The organism is Enterobacter cloacae complex sp. P18RS, from assembly GCF_014982105.1.
Classification (GTDB): Bacteria; Pseudomonadota; Gammaproteobacteria; order Enterobacterales; family Enterobacteriaceae; genus Enterobacter; species Enterobacter hormaechei_C.
The window spans coordinates 183,918-192,752 of sequence record NZ_JADCKV010000018.1; the positions used below are offsets into that span (position 1 = coordinate 183,918).

Here is an 8,835-nt window from a genome sequence, read left to right on the forward strand (position 1 = left end):
GAACAGGTTCCATCACCTCAGGATTTACCCTTCTTTGACTTCAGTTTACGCAATCAGTTTCCCTTGCGGGCCAGAATGTCTGACCCCGTTCCGCCATCTGCAATAATTCGTCACAAGGTGTAAACCGTGGACCGTATTGCGAGGCCAGACGTTGCAGGATCGCAACCACTTCACCCGCCCCGAGGGTGTCCATATACCGGAACGGACCGCCAAGGAATGGCGGAAAACCGATACCAAACACGGCGCCGATATCGCCGTCGCGCGCGCTTTTGATCACCTGCTCACCAAAGCAGCGCGCCGCTTCATTGAGCATCATCATCACGCAGCGCTCAGCACACTGAACCGCCGACAGTTTTCCCTGACCCGTGACAGGAATAAGCGCATAAACCGAAGGGTCGACCTGTTTCTTGCTTTTACGCCCTTTCGCGGCGTAAAGATAGAAACCGCGTTCATTTTTTCTGCCTTTGCGATCGTCCTTCAAAATTGCGGAAACAAAGTTTGCAGGCGGCGCAAAACGATCGCCATAAGCCGCTTCCAGCACAGGGATAATTTTAGTCCCCGTATCAATTCCTACCTCATCCAAAAGTTGGATTGGGCCGACGGGGAAGCCAAACTTCACCAGGGCGTCATCGACGTGCTCAATTTTCTCCCCTTCCGTCAGCAACCGCATCGCTTCGTTAATGTACGGCGCCAGAATGCGGTTGACGTAAAAGCCGGCTTTGTCCGCGACCAAAATCGGGGTTTTGCCCTGTTTTTTCGCCAGCTTCACCACGGTGGCAATAGTTTGCGGGCTGGTTGTGGCATGTGGAATAACCTCCACCAGCGGCATTTTTTCGACAGGGCTGAAATAGTGCAGCCCTATCACCTGCTCCGGGCGCACGGCTTTCGCCGCGATGTCGCCGATCGGCAAAGACGAGGTGTTTGACGCGAAAATAGTGTGCGGCGCGCAGTGCTGCTCAACGTCCGCCACCATCTGCTGCTTAAGGGCGAGATCTTCGAACACGGCTTCAATCACCAGATCGTGGTGTGCAAACCCACTGTAGTCGGTGGCGCCAGTGATCATCGCGAGCGTTTTATCACGCTCACTGGCCTTGATATGGCGGCGTTTCACTTTGCGATCAAGGTTCTGCCAGCTGTACTGCAACGCGTGGTTGATACCCTTTGGGTTGATATCTTTGATACGTACGGGCAATTTGCCTTTGCTGGCGGTGACAAATGCGATGCCGCCGCCCATCAGCCCACCACCCAGAACGCCAACGGCGCGCAGCGGAGCCGGTTCAGCTTCACTGCCCGGATCTTTTTTAACCTCCGTGCTGGCAAAGAAAATGCCGCGCAGCGCCTGCGATTGCGGCGTCATCGCCAGCTCGCCAAAGGCTTTCGCTTCCGCAGCATAACCGCTGCTGCTGCCCTGCGATAAACCGGTTTCAATCACCTTCAGAATGCGCGTCGCTGCCGGATAGTTCCCTTTGGTTTTTTGCTCGGTTTTTTTACCCACCATATTGAACAGCAGCGTGCGCCCCAGCGGCCCGGCGAGGATACGCTCGCGCACCGGCAGAGGGCGTTTCGCCTGACGACCTTTCAGCGCCCGCTCAACGGCGGCCTCAAGCAAGATGGCGTGCGGAACGACCTCATCAACCAGACCCGCCTTTAACGCCTGACGGGCGCGCAGCTGTTTACCGGTTAAAATCATCTCCAGCGCCGTACTGACGCCCACCAGACGCGGCAGGCGCTGCGTGCCACCTGAACCGGGCAGCAATCCAAGCTGTACCTCCGGCAGTCCGAGTACGGTTTTCGCATCGTCGGTACAAATTCGGCTGTGACAGGCCAGCGCCAGCTCAAGCCCACCGCCCAGGCAGGCCCCGTGGATCGCAGCGACAACGGGTATCGACAGCGCATGGATCTCCGCCATTACCTGCTGCCCCTGACGCGCCAGGTCTTCTGCTTCCTGAGCGCTTTTCGCCCGGGCAATCATGTTGATATCGGCCCCGGCAATAAAGTTATCCGGCTTTGCCGAGATAAATACCAGGCCACGTATCGCTTTGTTTTCGCGGATCTGTCTGAGCATCGCACGCACCTGAACGCCGAACTCGGCCTTCAGGGTGTTCATCTTTTCGTCGGGTACATCAATGGTGATAACAGCCACGTTATCAAGGCGAACAGCCAGATTAAATGCAGATGTCGTTTCCATTATTCAGCCTCCAGAACCATTGCTGCACCCAGGCCGCCCGCCGCACAGGCGGTAACGAGACCAAAACCGCCGCCGCGGCGACGCAGCTCGTGCAAAGTCTGAGTTATCATTCTCGCGCCGGTCGCCGCAAATGGATGGCCGTAGGCGATGGATCCGCCAAGCACGTTAAACTTACTCTGATCCACTTCGCCGGTCGCGTGGGCGCGGCCCAGTACATCGCGCGCGAAGCGCTCGCTTGCCAGCAGCTGAATGTTTGCCAGGGTTTGTGCGGCAAAGGCTTCGTGCATATCGATCAGGGTTAAGTCAGCCAGCGTCAACCCCGCACGCTCCAGCGCCAGCGGCGTGGACCAGGCCGGACCGAGCAGCATGTCCTGCCAGACATCAATGGCGGTAAAGGCGTAGCTACGCAAATAGCCCAGCGGTGTTATGCCAAGCTCTTTCGCCCGGGATTCCGTCATCAGGATCACGGCGGCGGCACCGTCCGTCAGTGGCGTACTGTTGGCCGCCGTAACGGTGCCATGTTTACGATCAAACGCCGGGCGCAGTTTTGCGTAATCCTCCAGCGTCGAGGTGCCACGGATATTGTTATCTTCCACCAGCGGTTCGCGGAAAGGCGGGATGTAAGCCGTCATCACCTCGTCGGCAAGTTTGCCTTCCGACCAGGCCTTCGCAGCGAGCTGATGCGAGCGATGCGCCAGTGCATCCTGCTGTTCGCGGGTAATACCGTAGGTTTTTGCCATCTGCTCGGCAGTGTCGCCCATACGCAGGCCGGTGGAGTATTCAGCAACGGCAGGTGGCACGGGCATGAGGTCGCGCAGACGTAAACGCGAGAAGAGTTTGAGCTTCGCACCGGTGGTCCGGGCTTTGTTGGCATCCACGAGGATGCGGGCCAGCTGTTTACTCACACCGATGGGCAGCACGGATGAGGAATCCGCGCCGCCGGCGATCCCCGCGCGAATGGTCCCCGCCATCAGGCTTTCCGCCACGTTCGCCACCGCCTGGAAACTGGTGGCGCAGGCGCGGCTGACGCTGTATGCGTCGGTGTGAACATTCATGCCGGTGCCCAGCACGATTTCACGTGCGATATTGGGCGCTTCCGGCATTTGCACCACCTGGCCGAAAACCAGTTGCTCAATAACCTCTGGCGGGATCTCGCTGCGAGCCAGCATCTCCCCCACCACCATTTTTCCCAGATCGACAGCCGGTATACCGTGAAACGCGGTTGCCTGACGCGCAAACGGCGTACGTAACCCGCTGACAATGGCAATGCGGTCACCGTGTCGGGTGATAAGCGGTAATGCCTGACTCATAACACTCCCCTGTAAAAAAATTTTGCGCACACATTAAGTGGTCTGACCTGATAATAGTCTTAACTATTTTTTTACATTGAGCCAATCGGGGAAGCGAAAAATTGCGAGCTAAGGCACAGAGAAGAAAAAGAAAATGCCCCTGCATGGCAGAGGCATTTGTGAGATTTGTTGCCGGGTTGCGGCGTTGCCTTACCCGGCCTACACGATCATAGGCCCGTGCAAAAAGTATTAACGCAGGCCCAGCTGGAAGATCAGCGTTTCTGCTTCGCAGGCGAACACAAAGTCGATATCCAGCCGCACGCCGCCTTCCACTTCCGTGAAGGTGGATTTGATTTCACACGGATCGGATTCGACTTCACGCGCGCGCTGGCTCAGCGCGGCCAGCGTCTCTTCCGCTTCAGCGCGGTTAGGGAATACGCGGCTGTAAGAGGCGGTGCAATCGGTGTTGTCCATAATGGTGCCAACATCCATACAGCAGCAAACCGGGGTTTCATCAGCACTGCATTTACTCATAGCTCAATTTCCTCTGTATTCGCGCAGGGCGCGAGATAAACACGATGCGTCTATTTTACGCCCCCGGACGAGCCCCCTCCAGCCGTTAATGGCGCAAAATCGGATAAGTGAGCAATATCACACTAAAAAATGATCTAAAACAAAATTCCCCTTTTCAGAGGAATCGCACTGGTCACAATTTTGCCAACCAGATCTCGTTTCAAGAAACATATCTGAAAATATTAATAAACAAACTTGCAACATCCCAGCTGGTCAGACCTATACTCTCGCCACTGGTCTGATTTGTAAGTCATACCTCAGACCCTACACTTCGCGCTCCTGTTACGGTATGTAACAATTATTGAATAAAAATAACTCAATGAGGTTATGGTCATGAGCCAGAAAACCCTGTTCAAACAAACTGCTTTAGCAGTTGCAGTGGCAATCGTCTCAACGTCCGCCTGGTCAGCGGGCTTCCAGTTAAACGAATTTTCTTCCTCTGGCCTTGGCCGTGCGTATTCCGGGGAAGGTGCGATTGCCGATGACGCTGGCAACGCGAGTCGTAACCCGGCACTGATCATGATGTTTGATCGCCCTACCTTCTCTGCCGGTGCGGTTTACATCGATCCTGATGTCAATATTTCTGGCAAATCTCAGTTCACCGGCGCAGATCTGAAGGCGGATAACATTGCGCCGACCGCGTGGGTGCCTAACCTGCACTTTGTTGCGCCAATCAATGAACAGTTTGGTTGGGGTGCCTCTGTCACCTCTAACTATGGCCTGGCAACGGAGTTCAATAACAACTATCCGGCCGGGGAATACGGCGGTAAAACCGACCTGACGACCCTGAACCTCAACCTGAGCGGCGCATATCGTCTGAACGATAACTGGAGCTTTGGTCTGGGCTTTGATGCTGTCTACGCCGATGCAAAAATCGAGCGTTACTCCGGGGAGCAAACTGCTGCGCTGCCGAAAAACAGCAATAAAATTGCCAGCCTGAAAGGTGATGAATGGGGTTACGGCTGGAACGCCGGTATCCTGTATGAACTGGATAAAAACAACCGCTGGGGTCTGACCTATCGCTCAGAAGTGAAAATTGATTTCGATGGCGATTACAAAAGCGGCATCCTGAGCCCAGTCAACGGTATGGTCCCAGGCGCGGGCACCACCATTCCATGGGGTACCTCGAATCAAACCGTACCGGGTTCACTGTCGCTGCATCTGCCAGAAATGTGGGAAGTGTCAGGTTATAACCGCGTTGCGCCGCAGTGGGCAATTCACTACAGCCTCGCGTATACCAGCTGGAGCCAGTTCGAGGAGCTTAAAGCCACCGGCAGCAACGGCCAGACGCTGTTCTATAAAGACGAAAGCTTCCACGATGCTTACCGTATCGCGCTTGGTACGACCTATTATATGGATGATAACTGGACGTTCCGTACCGGCGTGGCATTTGATGACAGCCCGGTACCGGCCGATAAACGTTCTATCTCCATTCCGGATCAGGACCGTTTCTGGGTGAGTGCGGGGGCAACCTACGCGTTCAACGAGAATGCCTCTATCGACGCGGGCGTGTCGTACATGCATGGCCAGAAGGTGACCTTCCAGGAAGGCCCGTACGAGTTTACCTCTGAAGGTAAAGCCTGGCTGTTTGGTACCAACTTCAACTACGCGTTCTAATCCCAACACGATTAAAAAAGGTGAGCATTGCTCACCTTTTTTATTTATTCCGAATCGATATCTTTTAATTCGTTCTCGATGGCTTTCGCGTTCGGATTATCTTCCGGCTTCAGCTTACCGCCGTTGGCAATAAAGTCATGGTTCTGGAAGTAGGCCTCGCGGACCATGATGTACGGATCGGAAGACTGACGCAGCAGACCATCAGAATCCAGCAGTTGCGCACGCGTTTCAATTCCTTCCACGGTCCATTTACCAATCGACAGCGGCCAGGTGAGCCATGACAGTACAGGATACAGCGTATCCACCATGTCGCCGCCATCATCACGCACGGTAAAGCTGCCGTAGAATGGCAGGTGCACATACGGACCATAACCTACGCCATAGTGACCCAGCGTGCTGCCGAAACGGTGCGGCTGTTCACGCTGTAATTTCGGGTTCGCCATGCCTGCGACATCAATTAAGCCGCCCATACCCAGCAGGGAGTTCAGGAAGAAGCGGGTGAAATGCACCATCCCCTGATACGGGTCGCCCTGGAGGAAGTAGTTGACCATAACCGCTGGCTCTTCCAGGTTACTGGTAAAGTTGCTCAGCCCGTTACGCGCCGGCTGCGGAACATAGTCACGCCATGCCACGGCAACCGGACGAACCAGATATGGATCCAGCACATTATAGTTAAAGCTGTACATTGAACGGTTAAATCCTTCGAGAGGATCGGAGCGTCCCGTTTGCTCGCCAGAGCTGGCGCAGCCCACAAGCATTGTTACGCCCAGCGCAAGCGCCGACAGCCGAAGCTTCATAAATTTCTCCCTGTTCAATATGGCTATCGTTGAATGCCATCTGTGACGGAGCCTGAGATGCTCCGCCTGAAACGTGCAAGTGATTGTAACAGCACGCTTACCGATGTCTACGAGGACAATGACGACCCGCTCGCGTCATCACGCTAATTTCAGCATAGCCTGTCTTTCGGAATTCGTTTCGCTGGCAATTTTATATTGGCTTTGAAAGAGATGTCTCACCTTTATTGCCATTTTCAGCAATTTAAGAGCATCCCCACGGGGAAAGCGCTAAAAGCCGCTACGCTTAAATGAGCAATTACCCCGAAGGAGCTGTTATGAAAGACATTAGCGAAGAGAAAATTGGTGAAAGCAAAGAGGAACATGAGATTGAAAGCGAGGAGAAAGACCGGGGAGAAGAGATAGAAGTCGATGAAGATCGCCTGCCGTCGCGCGCCATGGCTATTCATGAGCATATTCGCCAGGACGGGGAAAAAGAGATGGAGCGCGACGCGATGGCCCTGCTGTGGTCAGCCATTGCAGCCGGTCTGTCGATGGGTGCCTCTCTGCTCGCCAAAGGGATATTTCACGTTCAGCTGGAAGGCGTACCGGGCGGGTTTTTGCTTGAAAATTTAGGCTACACGTTCGGCTTTATTATCGTCATTATGGCGCGACAGCAGCTTTTTACGGAGAATACCGTCACTGCCGTACTGCCCGTCATGCAAAATCCGACCCTCGGTAATTTCGGTTTACTGATGCGCCTGTGGAGCGTCGTGCTGCTGGGGAACCTGATCGGTACGGGCATAGCCGCCTGGGCATTCGAGTATATGCCAATATTTGATGAACCGACCCGCGACGCATTTGTGAAAATTGGCATGGATGTGATGAAAAACACGCCGGTTGAAATGTTCTCTAATGCCATAATTTCCGGCTGGATCATCGCCACTATGGTCTGGATGTTCCCGTCAGCGGGTAGCGCGAAAATCGTGGTGATTATCCTGATGACCTGGCTTATCGCACTCGCCGATACCACGCACATTGTTGTCGGAACCGTGGAGATCCTTTATCTGGTATTTAACGGCACACTCCACTGGAGCGACTTTTTCTGGCCGTTCGCCCTGCCAACCCTCGCAGGCAACATTTGTGGCGGGACCTTTATCTTTGCGCTGCTGAGCCATGCGCAAATCCGTAACGACATGTCCAACAAGCGTAAGGCCGAGCTTAAGGCTCAGGAAAAAAAGGATAAAACTGCCGAAAAATCGGCGTGAACGGTGACTCTTTGACCAGTCAGGCGGCAATGCGCTTAACGAAAAGTGTAAATAACGCTATACTCTTGCCGCTTCGTCCCCTTAGTTAAATGGATATAGTTTACAAAACACCCAATCCATTGATTTAATTGAGTTTACATCCATTATTATATTTAAATATGTACCCACATGTGTACACACATTAAAAATTTTATATGCACTTGACGTATGCAATCGCAAAAGCTTAAATACTGTATATCCAAACAGTATAAATGGGGTGCGTATATGTTCGTCGAATTGGTCTATGACAAGCGTAATGTCGAGGGGCTCAAAGGGGCCAGAGAGATCATTCTGGCCGAGCTGACGAAGCGGGTGCATCAAATTTTTCCTGATGCAGAAGTGAAGGTGAAACCGATGCAGGCAAACGGTTTAAATAGCGATGCCAGCAAAAGTGATCGGGAAAAACTGAACCGCATGCTGGAGGAAATGTTTGAAGAATCTGATATGTGGCTGGTATCTGAATACCCTTCCGTACGCCAGGTTGGTCTTTAACTATCTATCGGGTAATATTCCCGGCGATTGCTTGGGCATGAACACTGAGCAACCAGCCGCCGCCCGTTCTCGCATACGACAGGCGGCGGTTTTCTTTACGAAGCAGTTTCAACCGCCTCTTTCTGGCGCTGATTCCAGGCACTGCTTTCAGGCATATCGAGACGCACATCTATCCAGCTATTCACTGGTACGTCGATTGGTCCCCCTTTTGTTTTAACGATTTCTCCGTCATCGCTCAGGATGTATTTGCGTTTATACAGGCGGATAGTCAGCCCACCGCTATCGGTTTGCTCTGCCTCCACAACTCCAAGCTCCCCCATGCCGCCCGGGTCCATCGGGGGAAGTAACTGCCATCCCTCCGATGCCAGGCCTGCCGAACCGGTGAGAACATATACCCCAACATCAAAACGGGTAATTTTGATGCCTTCCGCTTCTTCGTTAGCCGTTCCGCATCCGCACCAGGTGAAACCTTCTTCTGCAACATCAGTACGCTGGCTATCTTCCTTAGATTTGACGATACGAGCCACAGGCGATGCTGCTTTAAGAGTACCGTCGCTGGCTTTAGTGGTGTTGGCCGTTGAGTAATTTTCATACCA

Annotated in this window: 7 protein-coding genes and 1 pseudogene; 3 read left to right on the top strand and 5 right to left on the bottom strand. The window is 53.6% G+C overall.

Translation table 11 applies throughout. From position 1 onward, the window contains the following. Positions 1–40 precede the first annotated feature (40 nt). The 3 genes from fadJ to INF61_RS15515 all read right to left on the bottom strand — a co-directional run bounded on the left by fadJ (position 41) and on the right by INF61_RS15515 (position 4,011). The gene (gene fadJ, locus INF61_RS15505; RefSeq protein WP_193547895.1) at positions 41–2,188 is read right to left on the bottom strand and encodes a fatty acid oxidation complex subunit alpha FadJ; all 2,148 of its coding nucleotides are present in this window, start codon (positions 2,186–2,188) and stop codon (positions 41–43) included. Next, positions 2,188–3,498 (bottom strand): acetyl-CoA C-acyltransferase FadI, encoded by a 1,311-nt coding sequence (gene fadI / locus INF61_RS15510; protein WP_017692982.1) that lies wholly within the window; start codon positions 3,496–3,498, stop codon positions 2,188–2,190. The genes fadJ and fadI overlap by 1 nt, the downstream gene beginning before the upstream one ends. Positions 3,499–3,726: 228 nt before the next feature. Next, positions 3,727–4,011, bottom strand: coding sequence for a YfcZ/YiiS family protein (locus INF61_RS15515; RefSeq protein WP_017383455.1), 285 nt, complete (start codon positions 4,009–4,011; stop codon positions 3,727–3,729). 372 nt (positions 4,012–4,383) lie between these two features. Here INF61_RS15515 and fadL point away from each other — a divergent pair, with 372 nt between their 5' ends. Continuing rightward, positions 4,384–5,667: a long-chain fatty acid transporter FadL gene (fadL, locus tag INF61_RS15520; protein WP_032102746.1), complete on the top strand. Its 1,284-nt coding sequence runs from the start codon at positions 4,384–4,386 to the stop codon at positions 5,665–5,667. A 44-nt stretch (positions 5,668–5,711) separates the two neighbouring features. On the opposite strand, the gene mlaA is transcribed toward fadL, so the two are convergent. Beyond that, complete coding sequence (gene mlaA, locus INF61_RS15525; RefSeq protein WP_003861365.1) at positions 5,712–6,464, bottom strand: phospholipid-binding lipoprotein MlaA; 753 nt, start codon at positions 6,462–6,464, stop codon at positions 5,712–5,714. A gap of 314 nt (positions 6,465–6,778) precedes the next feature. Between mlaA and INF61_RS15530 the strand changes: the two genes are divergently transcribed. Both INF61_RS15530 and INF61_RS15535 read left to right on the top strand, forming a co-directional pair. Beyond that, positions 6,779–7,708 (top strand): formate/nitrite transporter family protein, encoded by a 930-nt coding sequence (locus INF61_RS15530; RefSeq protein ID WP_017383457.1) that lies wholly within the window; start codon positions 6,779–6,781, stop codon positions 7,706–7,708. Positions 7,709–7,972: 264 nt separating this feature from the next. After that, entirely contained in the window at positions 7,973–8,239 is a 267-nt protein-coding gene (locus INF61_RS15535) for a DinI family protein (protein ID WP_193547896.1), read from the top strand. Positions 8,240–8,334: 95 nt separating this feature from the next. Here INF61_RS15535 and INF61_RS15540 read toward each other — a convergent pair. After that, positions 8,335–8,835, bottom strand: a pseudogene (locus INF61_RS15540) (phage tail protein); the annotation flags it as partial.